Origin of the sequence: Nostoc sp. (assembly GCF_036919675.1) — a bacterium.
Classification (GTDB): domain Bacteria; phylum Cyanobacteriota; class Cyanobacteriia; order Cyanobacteriales; family Nostocaceae; genus Nostoc.
Window position 1 is genome coordinate 1 of the sequence record NZ_JBALCP010000076.1, and the last position, 25,590, is coordinate 25,590.

Annotated in this window: 26 protein-coding genes and 1 pseudogene; 24 read left to right on the forward strand and 3 right to left on the reverse strand. The window is 42.4% G+C overall.

The features are described from left to right. Positions 1-174 precede the first annotated feature (174 nt). From V7K49_RS15715 to V7K49_RS15780, 14 genes are all read left to right on the forward strand, one after another. Positions 175-1,746, forward strand: a complete 1,572-nt coding sequence (locus V7K49_RS15715; RefSeq protein WP_335206341.1) for an oleate hydratase — start codon at positions 175-177, stop codon at positions 1,744-1,746. A 69-nt stretch (positions 1,747-1,815) separates the two neighbouring features. Further along, the gene (locus V7K49_RS15720) at positions 1,816-3,348 is read left to right on the forward strand and encodes a phytoene desaturase family protein (protein ID WP_335206342.1); all 1,533 of its coding nucleotides are present in this window, start codon (positions 1,816-1,818) and stop codon (positions 3,346-3,348) included. A gap of 163 nt (positions 3,349-3,511) precedes the next feature. Further along, the gene (locus tag V7K49_RS15725; RefSeq protein ID WP_335206344.1) at positions 3,512-4,786 is read left to right on the forward strand and encodes an FAD-dependent oxidoreductase; all 1,275 of its coding nucleotides are present in this window, start codon (positions 3,512-3,514) and stop codon (positions 4,784-4,786) included. 39 nt (positions 4,787-4,825) lie between these two features. Then, positions 4,826-5,380 carry an HdeD family acid-resistance protein gene (locus V7K49_RS15730; RefSeq protein ID WP_335206345.1) on the forward strand — a complete coding sequence of 185 codons (555 nt, stop codon included), beginning with the start codon at positions 4,826-4,828 and terminating at the stop codon, positions 5,378-5,380. Positions 5,381-5,447: 67 nt separating this feature from the next. Beyond that, the gene (locus V7K49_RS15735) at positions 5,448-6,299 is read left to right on the forward strand and encodes a pyruvate kinase (RefSeq protein WP_335206346.1); all 852 of its coding nucleotides are present in this window, start codon (positions 5,448-5,450) and stop codon (positions 6,297-6,299) included. 118 nt (positions 6,300-6,417) lie between these two features. Next, positions 6,418-7,176 (forward strand): pyruvate kinase, encoded by a 759-nt coding sequence (locus V7K49_RS15740; protein WP_335206347.1) that lies wholly within the window; start codon positions 6,418-6,420, stop codon positions 7,174-7,176. Positions 7,177-7,285: 109 nt separating this feature from the next. Further along, the gene (locus V7K49_RS15745) at positions 7,286-7,453 is read left to right on the forward strand and encodes a hypothetical protein (RefSeq protein ID WP_335206348.1); all 168 of its coding nucleotides are present in this window, start codon (positions 7,286-7,288) and stop codon (positions 7,451-7,453) included. A 126-nt stretch (positions 7,454-7,579) separates the two neighbouring features. Continuing rightward, positions 7,580-8,695: an Acg family FMN-binding oxidoreductase gene (locus V7K49_RS15750; protein ID WP_335206349.1), complete on the forward strand. Its 1,116-nt coding sequence runs from the start codon at positions 7,580-7,582 to the stop codon at positions 8,693-8,695. Positions 8,696-8,787: 92 nt separating this feature from the next. Further along, the gene (locus tag V7K49_RS15755) at positions 8,788-10,299 is read left to right on the forward strand and encodes a serine hydrolase (RefSeq protein WP_335206350.1); all 1,512 of its coding nucleotides are present in this window, start codon (positions 8,788-8,790) and stop codon (positions 10,297-10,299) included. Further along, positions 10,296-10,925, forward strand: coding sequence for a DUF998 domain-containing protein (locus V7K49_RS15760; protein WP_335206351.1), 630 nt, complete (start codon positions 10,296-10,298; stop codon positions 10,923-10,925). The genes V7K49_RS15755 and V7K49_RS15760 overlap by 4 nt, the downstream gene beginning before the upstream one ends. Positions 10,926-10,962: 37 nt before the next feature. Beyond that, entirely contained in the window at positions 10,963-11,766 is an 804-nt protein-coding gene (locus tag V7K49_RS15765) for a CPBP family intramembrane glutamic endopeptidase (RefSeq protein WP_335206352.1), read from the forward strand. A 171-nt stretch (positions 11,767-11,937) separates the two neighbouring features. After that, positions 11,938-12,810: a hypothetical protein gene (locus tag V7K49_RS15770; protein WP_335206353.1), complete on the forward strand. Its 873-nt coding sequence runs from the start codon at positions 11,938-11,940 to the stop codon at positions 12,808-12,810. A gap of 145 nt (positions 12,811-12,955) precedes the next feature. Next, on the forward strand, positions 12,956-13,399 hold the full coding sequence (locus V7K49_RS15775; RefSeq protein WP_335206355.1) for a hypothetical protein: 444 nt from the start codon (positions 12,956-12,958) through the stop codon (positions 13,397-13,399). A gap of 38 nt (positions 13,400-13,437) precedes the next feature. Then, complete coding sequence (locus V7K49_RS15780) at positions 13,438-13,677, forward strand: hypothetical protein (protein ID WP_335206356.1); 240 nt, start codon at positions 13,438-13,440, stop codon at positions 13,675-13,677. Between the two features lie 148 nt (positions 13,678-13,825). Here the strand turns inward: V7K49_RS15780 and V7K49_RS15785 are convergent, their stop codons facing one another. Continuing rightward, positions 13,826-13,996 (reverse strand): hypothetical protein, encoded by a 171-nt coding sequence (locus V7K49_RS15785; protein ID WP_335206367.1) that lies wholly within the window; start codon positions 13,994-13,996, stop codon positions 13,826-13,828. A gap of 28 nt (positions 13,997-14,024) precedes the next feature. Here V7K49_RS15785 and V7K49_RS15790 point away from each other — a divergent pair, with 28 nt between their 5' ends. Beyond that, a complete protein-coding gene (locus tag V7K49_RS15790; protein ID WP_335206366.1) occupies positions 14,025-14,228 on the forward strand; it encodes a hypothetical protein in 204 nt (67 codons plus the stop codon). Here the strand turns inward: V7K49_RS15790 and V7K49_RS15795 are convergent. Then, complete coding sequence (locus V7K49_RS15795; protein WP_442948671.1) at positions 14,179-14,541, reverse strand: Uma2 family endonuclease; 363 nt, start codon at positions 14,539-14,541, stop codon at positions 14,179-14,181. The two genes, V7K49_RS15790 and V7K49_RS15795, sit on opposite strands and share 50 nt — an antisense overlap. A gap of 510 nt (positions 14,542-15,051) precedes the next feature. Here V7K49_RS15795 and V7K49_RS15800 point away from each other — a divergent pair. The 8 genes from V7K49_RS15800 (at position 15,052) to mgtA (ending at position 22,546) form a co-directional block, all read left to right on the forward strand. After that, the gene (locus tag V7K49_RS15800; RefSeq protein WP_335206357.1) at positions 15,052-15,894 is read left to right on the forward strand and encodes a DUF6920 family protein; all 843 of its coding nucleotides are present in this window, start codon (positions 15,052-15,054) and stop codon (positions 15,892-15,894) included. 56 nt (positions 15,895-15,950) lie between these two features. Further along, complete coding sequence (locus V7K49_RS15805; RefSeq protein ID WP_335206358.1) at positions 15,951-16,706, forward strand: ZIP family metal transporter; 756 nt, start codon at positions 15,951-15,953, stop codon at positions 16,704-16,706. Between the two features lie 28 nt (positions 16,707-16,734). Further along, on the forward strand, positions 16,735-17,241 hold the full coding sequence (locus V7K49_RS15810) for a hypothetical protein (RefSeq protein ID WP_335206359.1): 507 nt from the start codon (positions 16,735-16,737) through the stop codon (positions 17,239-17,241). A gap of 119 nt (positions 17,242-17,360) precedes the next feature. Next, the gene (locus V7K49_RS15815) at positions 17,361-18,305 is read left to right on the forward strand and encodes a DnaJ C-terminal domain-containing protein (RefSeq protein ID WP_335206360.1); all 945 of its coding nucleotides are present in this window, start codon (positions 17,361-17,363) and stop codon (positions 18,303-18,305) included. Beyond that, positions 18,302-18,613 carry a chaperone modulator CbpM gene (locus V7K49_RS15820; RefSeq protein WP_335206361.1) on the forward strand — a complete coding sequence of 104 codons (312 nt, stop codon included), beginning with the start codon at positions 18,302-18,304 and terminating at the stop codon, positions 18,611-18,613. The genes V7K49_RS15815 and V7K49_RS15820 overlap by 4 nt, the downstream gene beginning before the upstream one ends. Next, positions 18,610-19,425 carry a potassium channel family protein gene (locus tag V7K49_RS15825; RefSeq protein ID WP_335206362.1) on the forward strand — a complete coding sequence of 272 codons (816 nt, stop codon included), beginning with the start codon at positions 18,610-18,612 and terminating at the stop codon, positions 19,423-19,425. The genes V7K49_RS15820 and V7K49_RS15825 overlap by 4 nt, the downstream gene beginning before the upstream one ends. 207 nt (positions 19,426-19,632) lie before the next feature. Next, positions 19,633-19,995: a hypothetical protein gene (locus V7K49_RS15830; RefSeq protein ID WP_335206363.1), complete on the forward strand. Its 363-nt coding sequence runs from the start codon at positions 19,633-19,635 to the stop codon at positions 19,993-19,995. Between the two features lie 31 nt (positions 19,996-20,026). Continuing rightward, positions 20,027-22,546 carry a magnesium-translocating P-type ATPase gene (mgtA, locus tag V7K49_RS15835; protein ID WP_335206364.1) on the forward strand — a complete coding sequence of 840 codons (2,520 nt, stop codon included), beginning with the start codon at positions 20,027-20,029 and terminating at the stop codon, positions 22,544-22,546. 52 nt (positions 22,547-22,598) lie between these two features. Here the strand turns inward: mgtA and V7K49_RS15840 are convergent, their stop codons facing one another. After that, complete coding sequence (locus tag V7K49_RS15840; RefSeq protein ID WP_335206365.1) at positions 22,599-24,911, reverse strand: NACHT domain-containing protein; 2,313 nt, start codon at positions 24,909-24,911, stop codon at positions 22,599-22,601. A gap of 478 nt (positions 24,912-25,389) precedes the next feature. Between V7K49_RS15840 and V7K49_RS15845 the strand changes: the two are divergent. Continuing rightward, a pseudogene (locus V7K49_RS15845) lies at positions 25,390-25,590 on the forward strand (hypothetical protein); the annotation flags it as partial.

The window sequence follows — 25,590 nt, forward strand, 5'->3', positions numbered from 1 at the left end:
TTATTTAGTTAGCTATCACTAAATAATACTTAATCGAAGAAATTGATAAATTCTGACTATTTTAATTGCCAAGAACTGAAATTGAAATAACCTTTGACCATACCACAAAATATTTATGCAAGAGTTCTATACTTAATAACCCGCATTAATCAATACGTCAGGGACTTAGTTGATATGGTTAAGGAATCTAATGCTTATCTGTTAGGTGGTGGTATCGGCTCTTTAGCAGCCGCAGCTTTCATGATTCGTGATGGCGGACTCCCTGGCGGAAATATTTTTATCCTAGAAGCAAAACCCCTCCTGGGCGGAAGTATGGATGGAGCCGGGAACCCTACAGATGGCTATTCCCTGCGCGGTGGAAGGATGTTAACGACCGACAATTACGAATGCACTTGGGATCTTTTCAAATCGATCCCCTCCTTGAGTTCACCCGGTAAAACGGTATTTGACGAAACGATGGAGTTCAATGAGCAGCATAAGTCAAATTCTATGGCGCGTCTGGTTGACAGCCGACGGGCGAAAGTCCCTGTGAGTTCGATGGGCTTTTCCATGCAAAATCGTCAGGAATTGCTGAAGCTCACCCAAGCTGGTGAAGCTGAGTTGGGTGCTAGTTGTATCACAGATTGGCTTTCCCCAGAATTCTTCGAGACTGAATTTTGGTATATGTGGGTGACTACGTTCGCCTTCCAGCCGTGGCATAGTGCTGTTGAATTCAAGCGTTACTTGCATCGCTTCATGCTCGAATTCTCTCGGATTGAAACCCTCGCAGGGGTTAAACGCACTATCTACAATCAGTACGATTCATTGATTCTTCCCTTACAGAGTTGGCTTGCTGCCCAAAATGTCCATTTCCTCGTCGATTGCAAGGTGACGGATCTGGATAGCACCACCGCAGAAGGGAAGTTGGTAGTGACAGGCATTCATTATCAGCAGAGTGGTGAAAGCAAAACCATCGCGGTTAATGATAGCGACTTGGTTTTTCTACAAAACGGATCAATGACCGATGCCTCAAGTTTGGGGTCGATGAAAAGTGCGCCTAAGAAGCTGACTAAACAGGATTGCACCAGTTGGACTTTGTGGGAAAAGTTGGCAGCAGAAAGCCCAGATTTTGGAAATCCTGCTGTTTTTAATAGCAGCATTGCCGAGTCTCTCTGGGAGTCTTTTACGGTGACACTAAAAAACCCTGCATTCTTCGATAAAATGGCCAAATTTAGCGGCAATCAAGCGGGGACTGGCGGGTTAATCACGTTTAAAGACTCAAATTGGCTGATGTCCATTGTACTCGCCTATCAACCCCATTTTATAAATCAGCCAGCTGATGTACAAGTCTTCTGGGGATATGCTCTTTTTGGCGATCGCGTGGGTAACTTTGTGCCTAAGCCAATGAGTGAATGCAACGGTGAAGAAATTCTGCGAGAACTCTGCGGTCATTTACGATTCGATTTGGACATCGTAGAATCGGCAAACTGTATTCCTTGCAGAATGCCGTACATCACCAGTATGTTTATGCCTCGTTTACGCAGCGATCGACCATTGCCAATCCCTCGTAGCTCAAAGAACCTCGCTTTCATCAGCCAGTTTGTGGAAATTGCTGATGATGTCGTCTTCACAGTTGAGTATTCGGTGCGAGCTGCTCAGATGGCAGTATACGAATTCCTCAGTATCGATCGCCAGATCCCACCTATCTCGCGTCATGACAAGTCACTGCAAGTTGAGTTTAAGGCTTTAGTCAAAGCGTTTAAGTAAGTTTTGCCTTCACCAACGGGCGTTTCAACGGGACAGAACTCAGATTTTTATTGTTCGAGGAACTCTCTCATGAAACCAGATTACCTGATTGTCGGTAGTGGTTTATCAGCATTAGTCTTTGGCGCTTTGATGGCCAACTCTGGCAAGACTGTGCAAATTCTCGAAGCCCATGAGCATCCCGGAGGCTTTGGGCATACATTTACAATGGCTAAAAAATATACGTTTAACGCTCAATTTCACTACGTCTGGGACTGCGGTGAAGGGCAAACCGTCAATCGGGTACTCAAAAAACTAGGGTTAGAGCAAGAAGTAACTTTTGAACGTTATGATTCGGACGGCTTTGATCACATGCGAATGCCAGAGCATAGTTTGGATATTCCCTCGGAACCAGAGGAACTGATCCAGCGATTGTCTAAGATGTTTCCGGCTCATGGCGATCTGATTCGCCAATTCGTCAACGAAGTGGAAAAGACTGGTGCAGGCTTGAAAAGACTCTCTCCACCGATCAAGCCAATTGAACTATTAAAACATCCAAATGAGGTATTTTCTACTGTCCAATATCTCAATAGCACACTTCAGGATGTATTTGATAAATTCCAGCTACCCCAAGCTGCCCAAACCCTATTAGCCCTACAATGGCCTGATTTTTTGTTGCCTCCCAATCAACTCTCTTTCTATGCCTGGGTTATATTATTCCGAGGTTATCAAGCAGGCGCATTTTACCCAACCCAGCATTTTGAGTATGTGATTAATTCATTGGTTAATGTCATTGAATCACATGGCGGACAGGTATTGCTCAACCATGAAGTTACAAATTTTAGAGTCACAGACAGAACAGTTACGGGAGTTCAGGCGATGGATCTCAGTAGCCATCAAACCCATGAATTTACAGGCGACACCGTAATTTGCAATATTGACCCCAAAAAAGCCGCCAAGATGATCGGGGAATCGCAGTTTTCTAAAAGTGTGCGTCGAAAACTCAACTATGAATATTCGCCATCTAACTACATGGCTTATTGCGTCGTCAAAGATATCGACCTCCGAGAGTATGGATTTGGTAAGTGGAATCTCTTTCATACAGGGCATCACGATCTAAATGAAGCCTTCGCGCAGATGTACGATCGCAATGACTTTTCTAATCCTAGTTTTGCCATCACAACGCCTACTTTATTAACTAAAGCGAGTCGAGATTGCCCGGAAGACTGCCAGATTGTGGAATTCCTCACTGTTGCCAATTACAACTACTTCCAGGAATTACGGGAGGAAAATCGCAAAGCTTACAACCAGAAAAAGCAAGAAATCTTAGACTCCATCCTCGATGTTGTAGAAAAAAACTATGTACCGAACTTTAGAAAATACATGGTCTTCCACATCACAGGTAGCCCTACTACGAATGAGCGTTTTTGCTGGTGTCCCAATGGGAATTCCTATGGCTCCAGTCTGACACCACGGAATATGGGTATGGGGCGACTGAATCACGAAACCTCACTCAACCATTTCTATTTCTGCAATGCCTCATCTGGCTATCCGGGTTTTGCTGCGACATTTTGGACAGGCGCACTGCTGTATCAAAGGTTATCAGGTAACGTGATTTTAGGCTAAGGCTAAAAAGGCGATGTCTACGACAGGCTATTCGGTATCGCACTTTATCAAAACAGAATTCAGGAGTCAAAAAGAGGAAAAAGGGCAGGGGAAAACCCCATCAATTCCTGACTTCTGAATTCTGAATTCTTCTTCAACTATTTTATTAATTAAGAGGTAAATCATGAGAATCGCGATCGTTGGGGGGGGAGCCAGTGGCATGGTGACAGCTTACCTGCTCGATAAACAAGGGCATCATGTCACTGTGTTTGAACGGCAATCTACTTTAGGTGGACATATTCGGACACTGAACAAGAACGTTCAGCCGAACCAATCCAATTGTCAGGAAATTTTGGAAAATGGAGTACTAGAATTTCCAACTGTGTTTCACAACTTCATCGCCCTCATGGAAGAGTTAGGCGTAGAACTAGAACCTGTAAATATGGGTTCAGCGATGTTTTTCAAAAATGGCAGCCACTTTCTATCAAGAGTCACCATCCAGAAGAACTTCACAGGTATTCGCCGCCTGATCGAATATTTACGCCTTGATACCCTCTATGCTCGTTCTGCTGGATTATGGCTAAGAATAAAATTTGCTCACCTGCAAGATTTTTATAATCAGCCTTTGTCGCAATACTTGAAACAGCCCTGTATTCGTAATACTTGGCTAAAATCGCTAATTATGTATAGCTATTCAATGCCGTTGGAACTGATTGATGATTTTCCGGCAGAATTGGCAATGCCTGTCTTACGCAAGGATGTCGCAGTCCATTGGCTCAGGGTTAAAGGCGGTGTGTATTCTTACATTGAAAAAATTCTGGCGCGATTCCAGGGTGAGGTTTTGCTGAATGTAGAGATTGACCGGATTTTCAGAAGTTCGGATGCTGTGAAAATTGTGCGATCAACAGGTGAAATTCAGGAGTTTGATAAAGTCGTGTTTGCTACGTCACCCGACCAAGTGATGGCGTTGTTAGCAGATCCAACCGATGCCGAAATCAAACGGTTTTCTGCCTGGAAAGCCAATTATGCGACTACCTTACTTCATACAGATAGTTCCATATACAACCGCTATGGCATTAAACAACCCTCAGAATTTGATTTCTTTCAGGCAAAAAGCCGATGGGGTTATAACAGTTGCCTGAATCAGATTTGTAACATCTCATCGCCACCAAATTATTTTCTCTCGTTCCAACTAGAGGAGTTGATTGCTAGCGATAGCATTATTCACATTCAAAAACATCACACTCCGTTATATACCACTGAATCTTTTCAATATCGAGATGAAGTAGTTGCAACTAATGGCGAGAACAACACTTACCATGCGGGAGCCTACCTTGGTGATGGGTTGCATGAAGGAGCTATAACTTCTGCCTTTCGAGTCGCTCAACTGGTTGGGTTAAGCCAAGGCTCGATTGATATCACAAATCCTAAATCAGTACCACAATTTGTACAACATTGATCCATCAAATTTTTTATATAAATTTAAAAGGAGATCAAGATGAGAGTTATTGAGTCTGAAATTGATCAGCAAGTTGTTAGTTCTAGATGGACAACCGCGATCGCTATTCTCATGATCGTATTGGGCGTAATAGCGATCGCATTTCCTTTCTTTGCCAGCGTTGCTTCAACCTTACTATTTGGCTGGATATTCATCTTTGCTGGAATTACTCAAATTGTTTATGCCTTTCAATCAAGAGGTGCAGGTAAAGTTGTCGGGAAGCTGATTCTAGGTCTTTTGTATCTCCTATCTGGAATTCTCGTGGTGGCAAATCCGTTTGAAGGGGTGCTTGCCCTGACGTTAGTGTTGGGTATTACTATTTTTGTGCAAGGCGTGATTCAAGTGGCGATCGCATTTCAAATGCGCCGGATTTCATCTAACTGGGGATTAATGCTTGTAAGCGGAATCATCGGCATTATTTTCGGTATTTTCATTTGGTCTAACTTTCCATTTAACGCAGCTTGGCTGATTGGCACTTTCATTGGAATCAATCTTTTGTTTGATGGAGTTTGGATGCTAACTCTGCATTCAGGACAGCGCCGCGCTTTACAGTAAGCCTGGGCAAATGGAATTCGCCCAGGCCATAAAGCTTTGAACCAACAAATAATAGGGAAAAACTTTAATGCAGCTTAAAACTTCAAACTCGAACACCAAGACACAAAGCAATCAGTCGTTTGGCACACTTCTGAATCTATCAAGTCCACAGAATTTGCTATCAACTCTGCAAGAACTTCGCCAGACTGTTGAAAGCGAAGGACAAGCCACCTTTAACCAGTGGAAATTGCACATTCAGCGGACTGAGTTTCTTTCTAGTGCCTTAAATTTAGCTGAGTATCTAGCTTTACGTCGGCATGATCTTCGCTCCCTCCAAGCTGCACTAATGCCTTGGGGCTTATCCTCATTAGGACGGATTGAAGCACGGGTGATGCCCAATCTTGATGCTGTCATTGCCACCTTGGAAGTCATTTGCGGCTCTGAGTCTGCCCAGCACCTCAACCGTCCACCCATCGAGTTCTTTTTTGAGGGCGATCGCTTACTACAGCAGCACACCGAAGAATTGTTTGGTCAGTCTCCACCCCAGCGTCGGGTCAGGATTATGGTAACACTACCCACCGAAGCCGCCACTGACTATGAGATGGTGCGAGAAATTATGCAACGCGGCGCAAACTGTGTGCGAATTAACTGTGCCCACGATACAACCGAATCCTGGGGAAGGATGATCGACCATATCCGTCGAGCGGAACAGGAAACAGGAACGCCTTGTAAAGTCATGATGGACTTAGCTGGTGTGAAAATCCGCACGGGAGCGGTACTTGCACCACTTGATAAAAAACGGGTATTTAAAGGAGATCATATCCTGCTGTCGCGGTGTGAGCCGGAACTCGGAAGTAAAGCAAGTGCATCACCTGTAGACATTTTCCAAACTTGCTGTACGGTTCCCGAAATTCTTGATTTGTTAGGCAATTTCCGTTAATAAATTTACCGCCGCCGTTGGTTTCGACTTCGCTCAACCAACTAGGAAATCGAGAGTTGAGCGAAGCGATGCACTGAGTCGGTCGTTGTGTCGAAACTCGTCAACCTGGGTATATTCTTTGTCAGAAATCACCTTAACTGTTGACACCCCTGTATATATCGACGATGGCAAGATTCGGACTTGTGTAGTTGATACCCAGTACTCAGTAGCCAATGGACAACCGGGACTTTTACTACAAGTGACTCATGCCAGCCCCAAAGGAGTTAAACTCAAATCTGAAAAGGGGTTGAATTTCCCAAATACAGTCTTACCTCTTAGCCCACTGACTGAAAAAGATTTATCCGACTTGGATTTTGTCGCCATCCACGCAGATATTATTGGCTACTCTTTTGTACAACGATCTGCCGATATTGAGTCACTCCAACAAGAATTGGACAAGCGCTCTCAGGGACGACTAACCCGACCGGCGATCGTGGCAAAAATTGAAACCGCGATCGCTGTTTCCAATCTGCCAGAATTAATCATTTATGCCGCAGGGAAGCAATCATTTGGGGTGATGATTGCCAGAGGTGACTTAGCTGTTGAAATTGGATACCAGCGTTTAACAGAGATCCAGGAAGAAATTCTCTGGCTTTGCGAAGCAGCTCATGTTCCTGTTATTTGGGCAACTCAAGTACTAGAGAGTTTGGTAAAAGATGGCACACCTTCGCGGGGAGAGATGACCGACGCCGCAATGGCTGAACGGGCTGAATGTGTGATGTTAAATAAAGGGGCGTTTATTGCCGAAGCGATCGCCATTCTAGATGATGTTCTCACACGCATGGAAGCCCATCAATTGAAAAAAACGCCACAGTTGCGGGCGCTTCATTCGTGGTAATTTTTTTAACCGGAACTCATTGCTTCATCTACGGCATACTTCTAAAAAACAATTTACTTAGGCTTAAAGAAATGATTATTAATCATTAATCTCAGATGCGATTCAATCTTTGCAGCGTCAGTATCCAACGGTGACTTATACACGGCTTTATTGTGTCAATGACGATCCTGATTTTCTCAAAATTGCAGCAGAATCGGCAAATCCTCACATTGAAGCAATGCTATCAGTGCCGCAACACCACAAGCATATTCAAACTAGAAGACTTGATTTAGACTGAACTTTGAAGTAGGTTAAAAACCACAGTGCGGGATTTATCCACCAATCTTCATATAAAACGATGCTCCGCATTTTCTAATTTTTCATAATTAAAATTAGTTGTTCTTTACCCTCAATGGCGATCATTATGAACAGGAAAAACTTTATCAGTATTGCAGGAGGGACAATAATTGTAACTGTGACAACATCTTATTTGTTGAGTGATAAAAGGAATCTTTTAAGGACGGATATAAAACCAGCAAACGATAACAAAGAAACTTTCAAACCGGATGAAAAAGAAATTCTGTTTTTCGCCTCCCTCGCGCCGAGTGGACACAACACGCAGCCGTGGTTTGTTCAATATGTCGAACCTTATCACTGGATTATCGGCAACGATAAAAGTAAATGGCTACCTGCCGTTGACCCGACTCAGAGAGAAACGATTTTATCAATCGGTACTTTTATTCAAAATCTGGAATATGCCGCTAGTTCTTTTGGCTATGACTGTCAGTGGAATTTGCTGGCTAAGACTAATCAGGACGAACGGGTGATGGAAGTAAAATTGAAAAAAAAAGAGTTAAAAAATACTTTTGATATCGCAAAAATAAAAAATCGCCGCACTGTTCGTTCCAATTTTTTGAGTAATGTGCTGAAAAAAGAAGATATCAAATATCTTGTCAATTCAGAACCGGAATTTATTTATTATCTACCTGTCACCACTAAAGAAAGCCAATTTATAAACGAACAAACTATCATTGCCAACCGCCTTCAATGCGATCGCAACCCAGCGCAGCAAGAATTAGCCGACTGGATTAGATTCTCCACTAAGGATGCTGAGAAATATCGTGACGGGCTGACAACGGCAAGCATGGAAATAGAAGGATTTTCTGGCTGGGTGGTGCGGAACTTTTACAGTAAAGATAATGTGATGAAAAAGGATTTCCGACAGACAGGGCTTGATAAAATTAAACACGAAGTGTCGGAATCGGCTGGTTGGATTCTCATTACCAGTAAAGACAATTCGGTGGCGACACTGCTGGAAACTGGCAGACGAATGCAAAGACTTTTCTTGAAAGTACGGGAAAAGAGTATAGCCATTCATCCGATGACTCAGATATTGGAAGAAACCTCAACGAGACAAACTCTAAATCAGTCAATTGGGATTAGCGAAAATATTCAATTTATCTTGCGAGCGGGTTATTTGAAGAATTATCCGTCACCAGTTTCACTACGCCGCCCCGTTGATTGGTTTATACAGAAATGATTGTATAAATTTATAAAATTAGACAGAAAGGGTTTTCATATAATTCAAAGTTAAACTCTTCATGTTTTAATAAAAATCCGTAATTTCAACTTATGAAAATAAGAATATCAGTATTTATTCTCCTATTTTTATGCACAGCTTTCAGCCTGGGTATTGCCAGTATATTTTTGCCAACCGGATTAGCTCAAAAGCGAATTTATACATCAACCCCAAGTGCAAGGCTAGACGAAAGAATTCGGCGCGTCGAGAACGGGTTGCTTCTGCCGTTTATTGTCAAGGGTGAGCCGAATATGGCTATGAAGCTTGTTAAGCGAATGCGATTTTATAAAATTCCCGGTATCAGTGTTGGCGTTATTAACAACGGAAAGATTGAATGGGCGCGTGGTTACGGAGTTCAAGAAACAGGCGGGAATAAATCTATAACTCCCGAAACGCTTTTTCAAGCAGCATCAATTAGTAAGCCGATAGTAGCAATGGCGATGTTACGACTCGTTCAAGAGAATAAATTGAAACTTGACGAAGATGTGAATAAAAAACTTGTTTTGTGGAAAGTTCCCGAAAACGATTTTACGAAAGAGCAAAAGATAAATTTGCGTGGCTTGTTAAGTCATAGCGCAAGTCTGACGGTTTCGGGCTTTCGCGGTTACGCGGTGGATGAAGAAATTCCGACAATTCTGCAAATTTTGGACAGAGTAACGCCAGCTAATTCAATTCCGATAAGGGTTGATGGCGCACCGAACAAAGATTTTAGATACTCCGGAGGCGGCTATGTCATTATGCACAAACTTGCAACAGATATAACCGAAAAGCCGTTTCCCGCTTTTATGCAGGAAGAGGTTCTTAAAAAACTTAATATGATCCGCAGCACTTATCAGCAACCGCTTCCGAAAGAACTTTGGGCTTCAGCCGCCGCCGGTCACAAATCCAATGGAGCAAAAATCAAAGGCAATTGGTACACATATCCTGAAATGGCGGCGGCTGGACTTTGGACAGCGCCTTCCGACCTTGCTCGTTTTGCAATTGAAATTCAAAAGTCCAAAAGCGGAAAGTCAAACAGAGTTTTATCTGTCGAAATGGTTAATGAAATGCTCACGCCGCAAATCGGAGGATGGGGACTTGGACTCGAACTGCGAGGAAAAAATAAATCCGCCCGTTTCGTTCATGGCGGCGGGAACGAAGGTTACAGATGTTTGATGGTTGCCTATTCCGATAGTGGACAAGGTGCAGTTGTGATGACAAATTCAGACAACGGCTATGTTCTTGCGGAAGAAATAATGCGAAGTATTGCCAAAGAATATGCTTGGTTCGAGTATCTTCCAAAACAAAAAGTCATCGTTTCGGTTGAACCCAAAATATACGACATTTACGCCGGACAATATCAAATTGCCCCAAACTTTATTCTCACTATCACAAACGAAAAAGGGAAATTAATGAGTCAGGCGACCGGACAGCCGAAATCTGAGTTGTTCGCCGAATCAGAAACCGACTTTTTTCTAAAAGAGTCTGAAACGGAAATTAAATTTGTCAAAAACACTCAAGGAAAAGTTACGGGATTAGTTTCGCGGGAACGCGAACGCGATACGCTTGCTCAAAAAATCAAGTGAAACAATCTGTCATGAATAAATTAAAACTTTCTGGTCTATTACTTTTTCTTGCCGGTTCATTTGCCTTAATGGGCATCATCACTGCCGAAGTGCTATATCCATCTGGCTACACAACTTTTCGCAGCGAAATCAGCGATCTTGGTGCAACAAAACCACCCAACAGCTTAATCTATCAACCATCCGCTAGCATTTTTAATGTCACCATGCTGTTATCTGGCTTAATGGCTTTGATGGCAACATTTTATCAGCATAAATATTTCAAAAAACTGCTTTTCAGTATTCCACTTAGTCTATTTGGGTTAGGTCTAGTGGGTATTGGATTCTTTTCTGGCGATAAAGTCCCGTATCACGGAATATTCTCTTTGCTCACTTTTATATCGGGTGGAGTATCAGCTATTATGTCTTTTAAAATTGTTTCTGCTCCGTTTAAGTTTATCGGAATTGTCTTTGGAGCTATTTCATTAATAACGTGGTGTGCTGTTGTATTTACCCCTAATATTATTGTTCCTTTTATTGGTCTGGGTGGAACAGAAAGATGGCTTGTTTATCCTATTGTGCTATGGATAACAGGCTTGGGTGGTTATTTGATGAATAAACAACCAAAAAACTTGGCGACCATTACATAGAAAAAGATTTTTCAAAAAGTTAAGGAGCGATAAAAATATGAAACAAAAGAAGCGATCGCTAAAACAAATTGGACTTTTTCTACTTTACACTTTTTCAATAACATGGTTTTGTTGGTTAATTATTATCATCGGGAACAGATATTTTAATGCTCTTTGGTATGGTGAGCCTTTATTTTGGATACCAATGTTAATTGGCGGTTTCGGCCCAGCTATTAGTTCCTATATTATTTATCGACAGTTCAAGGAAGATTTTAGTGAAAAATCTTTTGTGAAGTTTGTCTTTGGTAAAAAAACAGATAAAAAAGTGTGGCTGATATTTGGATTATTTTTAATTTGGCGTTTATTTATGGTTTGGATTGCTTTTGGAATCAAGAATCCTACATCCATTCTCTATATCTTAATTAGTTTACCAGGACTTATAATTGGAGGTGGATCAGAGGAATTAGGATGGCGTGGGATTTTGCAACCTAAATTAGAAAAGGTAATTAATTATTTACCTTCTGTCCTTATTGTGGGAATTATATGGAGTATATGGCATTTGCCATTATGGTTTATAAAAGGGACACTTCAAACTTCATTTCCATTTGGATTATTTTTATTATTAGGAATAATTTTAAGTTCCAGTTTTACAACTCTGTATAAATACACAAATAACTTATTTTTCTGTGTAATAAGTCATGCCTGGTATAATAAATGTCTTTTGTTAGCTTTATATATGGGTAATAATGGAGCCTTACAGCTAAATTTGAATTGGAAAGTAATTGTTGTTTTTTCTATCGAGCTAATAGTATCCGTCATTTTAGGAATAGCTTACCGTCGTAAGAAACCCATTCCGTGTTAGCAATACCTTCAAAGCACGAAAAGGAACTTTATTTAATAACAATTATGGATAACACCAAACCAGAAAACCACTGACCATCAAAATTCTTTCTACTTGTTTTTGTTCTTACTATATTTTTTTAAATGTCATGAGAGATAGTCGATGTTCTTGTCGTTCACGAGGATGAAATCTATGAAATGGCAACAATTAATTCTGGTTTTTATAGCCAGCATAAGCTTAATATTTGCAGGCAATGCCCTAGCACAGACTGATATCAATATCAACAACACCAACCTCATTCGCTTTGGTGGAAGCGTAACCGTACCAGAGAATCAAGTTGTCGAAAACGCCCTGGCTTTTGGGGGGAGTGTTACCGTATTACCTAATGCTAGAGTTTTGGATACTGCGATCGCTTTTGGCGGGGATGTCATACTGAAAAAAGGAGTGCGGGTAGATGGTGATGCTTACTCCTTTGGTGGCAAAATCGTACAAGAACCAGATGCGATCATTGTTGGTGAACGCGCCACATTCAGCGATAGACATGGCATGATGTATGGTTCCAATCGAGGCAGAAGTAGCTTCTTCGCGCAGTATTTCTTCAGTGCCATTTTTAGAATTAGTGCCGCTGTAGTAGCAGCTATTCTCGGACTGATTATTTTGCATACCAACCCACAGTTCCTACAAAGTTTGGCTACAAAATTGCGTCAGCACCCCAGTTTGACTGGTTTATGGGGGATGGGGGCGATTGTCGCTATTATCTTTTTCAGCGTGTTTCTGGCGATTACGCTCATTGGTATTCCTCTGATTCCACTACTAAGTCTGACTGCGATCGTCACTTCTCTAGTCGGATCATTAGCCGTGGCACTTTTTGTCGGTCAAAGCCTAATCAGTAATGGCAATCGGTCGTTACAGCAGCAGTTCTTGATGGGTTTGGCAATTCTGACAGTTTTGGAACTCATTCCATTTTTTGGAGGGCTAGTCGTTTTTCTAGTCAATCTGTTCGGGTTGGGTGTCATCTTGCTGTGGAAGTTTGGTAAAGAGAAACCTCAAATAGCTATTGATTGAGCAGGACAGCATAAATGTTCATCATTGTAGTTAATGCTGATTTTCTCGCCTAAAACGAGCAAAGTAAACCATAAGACGAAAATCATTATGCTGGACGTAAACGCAGCCCATGAAGTACAGAATTGTTTCTCTGGGATTGTCTCTAGTGCTATATGGAATAGCACTTGCCCTACCTTGTCTTCTTTTTAAAATCGTTCCAATCGATACTTCAAAAGTGCCTAATCCGAAGGATTACGAAATTGAAATGAATGGTTTTGAACTTACTTTGAGTGGACTTTTTGGGTTGATGTTCCTACAAATTGCAGCTGTGGGTTGGCTTGCTAACCCTATTTATTGGCTTTGTTGCGTTTTCTTTGCTCGTCAGAAATATAAAATTTCAGCAATCACTGCACTAACCTCCGTTGCTGTAGGTTTCGGAGGGACGTCATTAGGATTTTGGTTCAAATTGCCGAGTGGTACTGGTGCCCCGCCTAATATGCTACTAGAGAAACTGCTGGCGGGTTTCTGGGTATGGCTTTCTGCCCCTGGCTTAGTAGCACTGATTTCCATATTTTACCTTGTGAAAACGCCCCGAATTCGCCAAAGGTAAGTGAAATTTAGTGTGAAAAAAATTCTGCATAGGTACTTATGAAATATTTCAAAGCAATTTTCAAAGCAATTTTCTTTTTCCTGATCACATATGTCTTAGTTTCGGCATTTTCTGGACTGATCATCTTCGCTATTTTATCTGGCAAATTCATGATCTATGTGGGTTACAGTCCTGACTGGCGAACTTGGATAGGAAATATCTTGGGTATTTTGGCTGGCATCTATTCGGCGAAAGCAGCACTTAGTCCAAAACCAAGGAAAAACAAAAATAGAGGGTAAGGAAGCTTTATCATGGGTCACTTTATTCAGCCCCTGACAAGAAAGTTATATCGACTATCCAAATTGAAAATTGTGCGGACCTTGAGGTAGCCTCTCTGTTCGCGGAGCGTTCCCTAGGAAAAGAGAATCGCGCCCAGTTATTTAAATTTCAGTTTGAATGAACCAAGGGAGGCAAAATAATGAGATCAAAGTTATACAGTTTGGCTGCGTGCTTGGCAGCTTTGAGTATGTTTGCAGGCTGCTCTTTTAACTTGGGTGGGCTTAGAGGATCTGGAATCGTCAAAACTGAATCCAGAGAAGTGGCTGGATTTTCATCCATCTCCTTTAAATCCGTGGGTAGGGTTAGGGTGCAGCAGACGGGAAAAGAGTCCCTGACTATTAGCGCTGAAGACAACATCCTTCCGCTTTTAGAGAGTCGCGTGAAAGATCGCATCCTGTATCTCAGCATTGTAAATGATTCCTCTTTCGATCCGACCAAGCCTATTGAGTTTATTTTGCAGGTCAAGAGTTTGGAAAGCTTGAACATAGATGGGGTCGGCAGTAGACTTTAAAAGGATAATTCACAAAATAGTTATCTCGATCCTCATGACTACAAGTAACTACTACATCAGGATAATAAAATATCGTCTGATTTTGATTAGCAGTGCTTAATTTGACTTTCATATCCGACATAAACACATCGCCAGCCCCACCCCGCAATTGAGAACGTAACCGACTGGCAATATTTAAGGTAATGATATTGTGCGCCTTACTGCCCCCCGCCATCGCAAAAATTTGACCACCCAAATACTCATGGCGAAGTTCGCTTTTACTTTCTGCTTCTAAATATTCGGCAACCGAAAAAACGGGAATTGGCGATCGCATATCTTTAAATCTGGTTTCTGGCTATCTCTGTTATTATACCTGCGATCAATTTTTGGCATTCTTTACAAAATCTAGCGTTACGTTTTATATCGTATTCAATCAATTCATTCAGGAAATAAAACAACCATCCGGCACACTAAAACCAATATGGAAAATCAAACAAAATTGACGTTAATTAAAATCATTCATACGTTGATATGGGTATTCTTCAACTTTGTGATTTTCTATATGCTTTATGCTGCAATTGCAAATAAACTCGATCTCTGGCTCTGGATTGGTTATGGATTTGTATTTCTAGAAGGGCTAACCCTACTAACCTTTAAATTACACTGCCCATTAAATCTGCTTGCCCGAAAATATTCAAACTCTACAAAGGACAATTTTGATATTTATCTTCCAAGTTGGCTAGCCAAATATACGAAGTTAATTTATACAACTATTTTTACAATCATTTTTATCATCACAATCTATCAAATTATCAATTAACAACCATAGGTAAGCATCATGTGGATGAAATGGATTGCAATGATTGGTGTTTTAATCATAGTCTGCCTCGGACTTGCTGCGATCTATGGTAGCTATCGCTGGCAGTTGAACACTGATAACTTACGAACCAAATTAATAAATGGACGGCGAGCAATTAAGCCCCAAATCTATGAGCAAAAAGAAATTGAAGGCTTACCAGATCCCGTACAGCGATTTTTTCGGACAGTACTCAAGGATGGACAAGCGATCGTGGCTGTGGTCAAGCTTTCTCAGCAAGGACAGTTCAATCTGAATGAAACGGAAGCCAAGTGGAATCCATTTACTGCCACTCAACTTGTGATGACTCAACGCCTCGGTTTTGATTGGGATGCACGCATCCAGATGGCTCCAGGAGTTAATGCCTTTGTTCATGATACCTATATTTTAGGAGAAGGTAACTTACACGCATCATTACTCGGTCTTTTTACCGTTGCAAAAATACACAGTACGCCTGAAGCGAACCAAGGTGAATTATTGCGGTTCTTTGCTGAAACTACTTGGTATCCCACTGCCCTATTACCCAGTCAGGGAGTGCGCTGGGAAGCAATTAATGACACCTCTGCCCGTGCTACTTTGACGGATGGTGCAACAACTGTCTCCCTCGTATTTCAGTTTAATGCTGAAGGGGCGATCGCTACTTGTCGGGCTGAGGCTCGTTATCGTGACAAGCTGACTGCTATGCCTTGGGTCGGTCGATTCTGGGAATATTCAGTTTGTAATGGGATGCTTATTCCCTTAGAAGGCGAGGTGGGATGGGAATATCCAGAAGGCACTCGGCTCTATTTTAAAGGAAGAACTACAGAGATTCACTATGAGTTCGCGTCTTGATAGACTGCAATCGAAACAAACACCAAAAAGTCTGTTACGACTAGCGGAGCGTGACTATGCAGGAATTTCTATTTGCTCTAACACTATCAGCTTTGCCCGTTGTCAGCAACTTCATGGGAGCAATGATTGCTGAAGCCTTACCGTCATCAAAACAAACATTAGGGCTTGCACTGCACGCTGCTGCTGGCGTGTTGTTAGCGATTCTCCTGCGGAGACGCTGCGCGAACGCATCTACCGAACTGATACCGAGAGTTGCGATGTCTAAACCTGTTTGGGCAGCTATTTTAGCATTGTTTTTAGGTGGAGCTTTTTTTGTCTGGATTAATCAGCTTCTCAATTTAAGCAAAAATCGACTGCGTGGTGTTGATCATAATAGTGTTAGTTGGGTGATTTTTCTGAGCATAGCCATCGACTTATTTGGTGATGGCTTAATGATTGGCACCAGTTTAACGATCGCACCTCATCTAGGCGTAGTTCTGGCATCGGGGAGAGTTGTGGCTCACATTCCCGAAGGATTTGTCACCAACGCAGAGTTTAAGAGTCAAAATATGCCGCGAACACAGCGATTTTGGTTACTTGCGGCGTTTCTGATTCCTGTTTGGCTGGGTGCAACGCTGGGCTATTGGGGATTGCGCGGACAATCTGATCTACCCAAGTTAATTGTACTTGCATTTACAACAGGCACTTTAATGGTGGCGATCGTTGAAGAAATTCTTCCAGAAGCCCATCAAACTCAAGATACAAACTTATCTACGTTGACGTTTATCGGGAGTTTTGCACTTTCAATGTTGTTCTCATCTTATCTTGAATAGCCAAGTAACCCTGTATAGAATCCAACTGATGAAAAAAGCATCTTTCTTAACACAACCCTTGTTTTTATTAGGAATATCTTTATTTATTTATGTAATGGCACTTAGCTTGCCAGCATTAACTTTTGAGATAATCGAACCCAAGACAATACACACAGGTTCGATTTATATCATGAAGGGGATTGAAGTTACAATTGGGGGAATACTTGGATTGTTATTTCTTCAAGTGCCGGCTATTGGCTGGTTGGCTAATCCACTTTATTGGTATTCCTGTAAATTGTTTGTCCAGAAAAAATACAAGTTCTCAATAGCTTCTGCTTTGACTTCAATTATCATAGGCTTTACAGGCACAATCTCAACATATTGGTTTCCGTTACCTAATGGTAGTAATCCTGATAGTCAGCTTCTATTAATCAAGTTACTTCCTGGTTTCTGGTTATGGCTTGCGGCTCCTACCTTTGTGATGATTATTGCTAGTGGCTTTGCTTATTGGAAACACAGGAATCGCCTGGAAAGAAAAAGTGTGAAGCTTCCCTAGACTTCGTGAGAGCAATTGTTAGCATGATTGAATTGGAACTTATCTCTAACTGAAAATACACCCACTGCAAAAAACCTGCAATTCTCCTAAATTGCCGCTACGCGAACAAGAGGTAACTGATGCCAACTACAACAGATTTTAAAGACTACTATGCCATTTTGGGAGTAAGCAAAACCGCAACCCCAGAAGAAATCAAACGGACTTACCGCAAGCTTGCCCGTAAGTACCATCCTGACCTCAATCCTGGAGACAATGACGCAGAAACAAAGTTCAAAGAACTGAACGAAGCGAATGAGGTATTATCTGATCCAGAGAAGCGGCAGAAGTACGATCGCTTTGGTCAGCACTGGAATCACCCTGGTTATACTGAAGCGCCGCCACCTAGTTCCACTAATGTTGGTACAACCGACTTCGATCAGTACGGCGATTTTGATTCATTTATCAACGATCTGCTGGGTCGATCGAGACGTCAAACCTCCACTGGTGGCTTTGATGATTTTAATGGAGGATTTCGTTCTCAAGCTCCTGCACCGGATACTGAAGCTGCGATCGCACTCACATTTTCCGAAGCGTTTCACGGTGTCCAAAAGCGTTTGCAACTCGACGAGGAAACAATCAACGTCCGTATTCCCGCAGGTGCAAAACCAGGCAGTCGAATTCGCCTCAAGGGTAAAGGTCGTCCTAGTCCATTCTCTCAACAGCGCGGCGATTTGTATCTTACCATCGAAGTGTTACCGCATCCCTTCTATCGATTTGAGGGCGATAACCTGGTTTGTGACATTCCAATTCGCCCCGATGAAGCGGTTTTAGGGGCAGAAATCAGCGTCCCTACCCCCGATGGTAGCGTGACAATGAAAGTTCCCAAAGGGGTGCGATCGGGGCAATCGCTCAGGCTGCGCGGCAAAGGCTGGACATTGCCCAAAGGGGGACGAGGTGACTTATTTGCCAAGCTTCAGATTGTCACGCCGCAAGACCTGAGTGCGATCGAGCAAGAATACTACGAAAAAATCCAGGCAAACACTAGCTTTAACCCACGCGCCCAGTTAGAGGAGATAAAATTATGACCTTCAGCCTTTCAAAAACCGTGGTTTCACTCGAAGGTGAACAACTCTACAGCTTTGCTTATGCTGCATTGATAACTGAAACTTCGATTACGCTTGTAAAGTTTTACGTTGAGTTAGGCGTAATCGAACCCATCGGTGATTTGCTGCATTCCCGCGAGATTGCGCGAATTGCTCAGATTCAACGCTTGCGTCGAGATTTGGGGCTGAATTTAGTCGGAGCAGCAATGGTGCTAGATATGACAACTGAAATTGCCCAATTACGCGCACAGTTAAAGGTGTATAAGTCTCATTCATCGAAGGCGTTATGAGCTATCTGAACCAACGGTCAAAGCCGGCATTAGATCAAGAGCGCAGCGAAGTGCTGCAACAGTTGGAAGATTGGCTAGAAACGCCGATGCTGGTGCTAGGCTTTGCTTGGTTGGGACTTTTTATCGTTGAGCTAGTTTGGGGACTGAATCCTCTACTAGAAGCGATCGCTGCCATCATTTGGATCGCCTTCATCATAGATTTTGGTATCAAATTTCTCCTCGCACCTCATAGAATTTCCTACCTTCGACATAACTGGTTGACTGCTTTTTCACTGTTTATTCCAGCGCTGCGAGTCTTTCGGATTTTGCGAGTCATGCAGTCTTTGCAATCAGTTCATGCAGTTCGAGGGTTACAGTTGTTGCGAGTGATGACACGAACCAACAAAGGAATGCGAGTCCTGGGAGCCAGTATTGGGCGGCGAGGGTTTGGCTATGTAGTGGGATTAACCATAATTGTCACTCTAATTGGAGCGGCTGGAATTTATGCGTTTGAGCGCGAACTTCCTGATGGCGCGATCGCCGATTATGGTACTGCGCTGTGGTGGACAGCAATGGTAATGACTACGATCGGGTCTGATTACTTTCCGAAAACGGCAGAAGGGCGGGTGCTATGTTTTTTCCTGGCACTGTATGCCTTTGCGATCAGTGGTTACGTGACGGCAACCCTGGCAACATTCTTTGTTGGTCAGGATGCCGAAAATAATGAAGCAGAACTAGCAGGTGTGAAATCAATTAAAGCCTTGCAAGCAGAAATTACTGCACTGCGAACTGAGATTCAAGCTTTAGCACGACGAGATTTAAATAATTCGTAATTCGTAATTCGTAATTAAGTTTTGTATCGTATTCAATCAATTCATTCAGGAAATAAAACAACCGTCTATCACAGTAAAATCATAAGCCAAAGTTGTTAATTTGACTCTGGTAAGCAGTTCTAAAATTCAATGTGGAACTAGTGAACAAAGGAGATATCAATGAAAACAAAAGTAGGGCTGTGGATTGACCATAGGAAAGCTATTGTCGTGACTGTTACGGAGAAAGGGGAAGATATAAAAGAGATAATATCGGAAGTAGAAAAACAGCCTCGGCGTTCTGGTGATTCACCTCTTAAGGGTGCTTACGAATCACATCAAGTACCCGCAGATGATAGCCTCCAGAAAACTTTTACAGGAGAACTCAATATTTACTATGATGCGGTCATTGCATATATTCGTGATGCAGAGTCTATTCTGATATTTGGGCCGGGTGAGGCAAAAGATGAACTGAAAAAACGTCTTGAAGCAAATAACCTCGGTGAACGCATCGTAGGTATTGAAACAGTTGACAAGATGACGGAGCGTCAGATCGCGGCGAAGATTCGACAGCATTTTGCCGAGTCGCGTTAGGCAGCAAAAAGATTTACCGCAAATCAAACCAATGAATCCCCAACTCTCTGCGTTTTGGAGCTTATCCACAGATCAAGTGCTTCAGCAGATGCACTCGACAACCTCCGGGTTAAGCCGTCAAGATGCCAAACAACGCCTAAGCGAGTTCGGCGCAAACAGCCTCAAACAAAAACACAAATCGAGTGCATGGATGCTGTTGCTAAATCAGTTCAAGAGTCCGATTATCTTGATTCTGATTTTTGCGGCAGTGCTATCGATTTTTCTCAAAGATGCAGCAGATGCCATAATCATTTTGACGATCGTCCTGATCAGTGGGCTATTAGGATTTTGGCAAGAGCAAGGAGCCTCGAATGCCGTCGAAAAATTATTGGCATTAGTGCAAGTTAAAGCAACTGTTTTGAGAGATGGTCAATCTCAAGAAATCCCTAATGAGGAAGTGGTCAAGGGTGACATTGTGTTGCTGAGTGCAGGTAAAAATATTCCGGGCGACTGTCTAGTTTTAGAGTCAAAAGACTTATCAGTGAATGAAGCAGCACTGACAGGAGAAACCTATCCAGCTGACAAGCTAAGTGGCGTATTGCCGGCTGAAACTGGACTGAGCCAACGCACCAATTCCCTCTATCTGGGAACTAATGTGATTAGTGGAACGGCAAAAGCAGTAGTCGTTCATACCGGAAAAGAAACTGAATTCGGCAAAGTATCAGAACGCCTGAAACTCAGACCGAGCGAAACCGAATTTGAAAGGGGACTGAGCAAGTTTGGCTACTTTCTCATGGAAGTAACACTAATTTTGGTAGTTCTAATTTTTGTCGCTAACGTCTATCTCCATCGCCCAGTACTGGAATCCTTTCTATTTTCTCTGGCGCTGGCGGTGGGTTTGACTCCTCAACTGCTACCTGCGATCGTTAGCGTTAACCTGGCTCGTGGTGCCAAGAAAATGGCAAAAAAACAGGTGATTGTAAAGCGCTTACCTGCGATCGAAAACTTTGGCAGCATGAATGTGTTTTGCACCGATAAGACGGGTACGCTGACGGAAGGAGAGGTGAAAATTCACTCTGCGGTTGATGTGGAAGGTCAAGAAAGCGATCGCGTTCTACTTTACGCTTATTTGAATGCTGCATCTGAGTCGGGTTATGTCAATCCCATCGATGCAGCGATTCGTGAATACAAAACATTTGATATTTCTGGCTATCAAAAGCTAGATGAAGTGCCTTATGACTTTAACCGCAAACGTCTAAGCATCCTGTTTAAGACAGAAAGTACGCATTTAATTATTACTAAAGGCGCACTGAAAAATATTCTGGATGTTTGCTCAACCGTTGAGACTGGTGAGGGAAAAGCGAGTCCCATTGCAGATCAGCGACAAAAACTCCACCAACAAGCTGAAGACTTGGGCAGTAAAGGATTTAGAGCCTTGGGTGTGGCTTATCGTGATTTTAATCAAGATTCTTTCAGCAAAGACGATGAAACGAACATGACATTTCTCGGCTACCTCGCTCTCTTCGATCCGCCCAAAGCTGGTATCGCTGACACCCTCAAAGAGTTGCAACTGCTGGGAATCACACCGAAGATGATTACCGGAGACAGCAAGGCGGTTGCAATGAGTATCATTCAGCAAGTAGGATTGCCTGAACCAAAGGCGTTGACAGGCTCCGAACTAGAAAAACTCAGTGATGAAGCCTTGATGCATCAAGTACAAGATACAAATGTCTTTGCCGAGGTAGAGCCAAACCAAAAAGAGCGGATCATTATCGCCCTCAAAAAAGCGGGGAATGTAGTTGGATATCTGGGAGACGGCATTAATGATGCCTCTGCGCTTCATGCTGCTGATGTTGGCATTTCAGTCGAGAGTGCAGTCGATGTCGCTAAGGAAGCTGCTGATATTGTCTTGATGGCAAAGGATTTAAATGTCCTCATCGAAGGCGTAAAGGAAGGACGGGTGACATTTGCCAACACTTTAAAGTATGTATTTATGGCAACTAGCGCCAATTTTGGCAATATGTTTAGCATGGCAGGAATTTCTCTGTTTCTGCCCTTTTTGCCGCTGCTACCCAGTCAGATTTTGCTGACGAACCTACTCACCGATTTCCCGGAATTGACGATCGCAACAGATCGGGTAGATAAGGAATTAGTCAATAAACCTCGCCGGATGGATATCAAGTTTATCCGCAACTTCATGATCGTCTTTGGTTTGTTGAGTTCAATATTTGATTATCTCACCTTTGGGGCGCTGCTGTTGCTGCTGCACGCTCAACCACAACAGTTTAGAACAGGCTGGTTTTTGGAATCTGTCATCTCTGCATCGCTGGTTGTGCTAGTCGTTCGTACCCGCCAATCCATTTTCAACACTAAGCCAGGAAAATACTTGTTGGCGGCAACCCTGGCGACCATTGGAGTGACAATTATCATTCCCTGGACACCGTTGGCAACCCTACTAGGATTTCAACCGTTGCCGTTGAGTTTTGTGTTGGTTCTGGGAGCGATCGTGTTGTTCTACGTGACTGCGGCTGAGAATGTAAAACGAGTGTTTTACAGCCACGTAAAATTTTAAAAACTATTAGGCGAATAGAATGAGACTCTCTTTCAGGAATTAACCAAAAAAATTAGTGCCATTCCCTATCCTCAAGTTCCTTTATCGGCAACAATAAGGTGGCTTCAATTTCTTGCCTGATAGCAGATGTCACTTCACAATTGCTATGCAGGCAATCGAGTAGTAATTGATTAGCATCATAGTAGCCTTGCAACACTCGCTGTTGCTCAGAGCTAAACTGCCACTGGTGGTTAATATTGCGATAATTAATCACCGTCTTGTTTACCTGTTCAGCCCAAGCTGAATAGTTCGTTTGTGACCATAGCTCAAACCGTTGTTGACTTTGACCAGAATTTGGCAACTGGTCAGAGAGTTGTTGCAAGGATTTATGGAGTCCAACATCCAGAACAATACCCAGAATGTTGCTCAAAGCATCTCCGCAGGCGTGGATGTGGGCAAAGTCCTGGCTGCCATCAATTACACACTCTATCAGCAGGTCATCTAATGCCGCATCCAGAAACATCCCCTGGTCGAGGCTGGTGGCTAGGGCAAAGTGCGAAGCTATGTGAGGAGTCCGACTCAAGGCCAGGTAAAATGCTCGAACTGTCGCATCTTTTGATTGGGTAGGAATACTGCGAGATTTTTGGCTAGCCCAGGTCAAAAACTCTTGTAAATAATCATCTTGGGCAACCAGTGTATCAATCTGTTGCTTCATCAACTGTACTAGAGAGTCTGCACTTCTGAGCATGGTAGCGGTTAACAAGAAGATTTCGCGCCAGTGGGGGTCGGTGATATGACTGACTAGACCGGATAGGGCTTGCCCAAATGCCTCTAGGTTATGGCTGGCAACGATTTTCCTCGCTGTGAAATATTCTTGAAACGCCAGATAGGAGAAGGAAAAAATTCCCCGCGCCCGTTCTGCCAGTAGCCCATGTTGAGCCTCGATTGACTTTAGCGCTGCTTCGCTTTCGATTTGCAGTGACTCTGCATCCATTGGCACGTTGCTGAGATTCTGAATATAGTCACCAATGTATTGTTCAACGATGCGTTGCTCAAAAAAGTACTGACCCTGCTCAAATGTCGCTGCGGCAATTTGACTCAATAACTTGAGCTTTTGTGGTAATAAAAAGCCTCGGTAAACGTCATCCCGTTCAATGCCTCTGGCTTCATCCCATTTGCCTAATAGAAGGTCTAAACCTTCTTTATAAAAGTCAGTCCGCTTAGTCGGAAATTTTTCTTTACCGTAAAACACCCAACAGGCAAGATGTAGAAATAGAGGTGTGACGACGAGTTGGCGAAATTGCCAATTTTCATCTAATTCCAACTTCTGAATAAACTTAACGGAGTGGGCTTGACCATCTTTTTGGTTGGTCTTGCTAAAAACCACAAACCATTTTTGAGCGAAGGCTCGGATTTGTTCTAAGGTAAATGGGGCAATTTCAACATCGGTAAAGCCTCGGAGTCTGAGTTTTTGAGCTGCTGTTCGACAAGTCGCCACGAACCGATTTTTGTGATACTTCTCTGAAAACCTGCGAATTTCGTTTAAGACAGCATTGCTTTGTTGGTTAAGAACTTCATCCATGCCATCAAGCAACAGTAATACCCTACCTTCATTCAGCAAGGTTTCGATGACTGAGGGATCGGAAATTCCAGATGTGAAAAACTCTTGGCGGATGTAGTTTAATAGGCTGAACTCGTTGGTAATGTTAGATTCTTGGGCAAAGTTTCTCAGTGTGATGAAGATTGGCACTTGATTTGCCGCAAATGCGCTTTGGTTACATTGAATGGCAAGATGTTGCAAAAAGGTGGTTTTACCTACTCCTGGTTTACCTAGTACCCTAATTTTGGAGTAAGTTTCAACTGCCTGTGTACCAGGTATTTGTTTCTCGTCAACTTCACCTAAGCCAAAACTGTCAAATTCTTTGGGATCAAGGTTTTGCAGATCAGTGATCTCTAACCACTGAAGACTGGCAATTGACTCCAAAATATTCACATCTATATATATGTCATTGATCGTAACTGGACGGCTGATATCCAATAACTGCAAAATACCACACTGGTCTTGAATTTTGTCGAAGCGTTGCGATCGCACTTTTTCCACTAATTTATCAATATCCAGTACAGGAGGCTGGGCGTATTCTTCTAGTCCCAAAAATTCTGCCGGGGGATTAGTCGCAATCTCCCGCCAATTGAGTTCCAACACTAAACAAATTTCAATAAAAGTATGACGCTCAACTGGACGACCACTCAAAAACCGCCAAATTGGTTGTCTAGTCTTGAGGTTGACTTCTCCTGCTAGATTGTCTTGTGTCCAACCCTTGCGAGCAAATGCTTTTTTAGCTTCTTGAATCCCGGTGAGTGATGCTTCGAGCGATCGCTTGACCATAGGACAAAAACTTGATCCTAAAATCAAGAACTCTAACTTTTATTAACATACTTCATCATAGAGTTTTTTCTGTGGTAATCACTCTCTCCTTGGTTAAGGTTATACATAATTAAGAAAAAATACTTTAGCTTTAGTGAGATCCTGTTAAATAATAATAATGTTTGTAATAAAATCAAACACTATTAACTTATTTTATACATTTCAAATTCGGAGAAAGACTTAATCTCAAACACCCATCTGTCATGGTCTATGAAGTACGGATTAAGGGCTGATCAATATTCGTCCTTATTCACTATGACTTCAGCTTGAAGATAAATATGAATTTTTTATTAATTAGTAAAGTATATAAAATCATTGAGCTTGCTGAATTAATCTATTGCCCAAAGTCCAAAAGTGTTGAATGTTAAGAAAAATCTGATAAAAATAGCCCAAAATATGTTAAATTTTGGGCGGAAGATTAAAGTATATCTATTTGATAGTGATTATAAATTCATTTCCCAAGATTGTCAAAGGTATTTTGAGAGGACTGCCAAAAAACGATTATCCAGTATTGAACAGTCGTCTGTTCTTTGAGTGCTGGTTATGGGAGCATGTCAACTTTGCTAGAACAGATGAACTATTGAAGAGTGGCAGAATCAATGAAAATAGAGGAAGAAATCAATTCTTACTCAACAATGAA